Annotated in this window: 1 protein-coding gene; it reads left to right on the top strand. The window is 74.6% G+C overall.

Annotation, left to right across the window (positions count from 1 at the left end):
• Window positions 1-85: 85 nt before the first annotated feature.
• On the top strand, window positions 86-507 hold a 422-nt coding region (locus AC2W7A_RS13315; RefSeq protein WP_485991758.1), incomplete at its 3' end, for a thermonuclease family protein.

Raw genomic sequence — 507 nt, 5'->3', positions numbered from 1 at the left:
CCCTGCGGCGGCAGCGCAGGCGGCGGCGCCGGCCGAGCCGGCCGCTCCCGCCGCTTCGGACGGGCAGCGCGGCATCGTGGTGTCCGTGACCGACGGCGACACGCTGCGGATCCGCATCGACGGCGTGGAGGAGCGCGTGCGCCTGCTCAACATCGACACCCCGGAGACCAAGCATCCGGAGCTCGGTGTGCAGTGCCTCGGCCCGGAGTCCACCGCCGCGCTGAAGAGCCTCGTCGCCCCGGGGCAGGTCGTCACCCTGCGCTATGACACGGAGCGGCACGATCGCTATGGACGGGTCCTCGCCGGCGTCTGGGCCGGTGACACCTTCGTGAACGCGGAGATGGCCCGCCTCGGCCTCGGAGAGCCGGTGATCTTCCAGCCGAACGTGCGCTTCCACCCGGAGGTGTCCGCCGCCTGGCAGCAGGCCAAAGGCCGCCGGTCGCGGTCGGTTTCGCCCCCGGCCTCGGCTGCACCCCGGGCGCCGCACAGGCCCAGGCCCAGGCCGCG

This window comes from Micrococcus sp. LASM2_SD2, from assembly GCF_057364565.1.
Note: the sequence above shows the minus strand (reverse complement) of the source record. Positions and strands in the feature narration are given on the sequence as shown.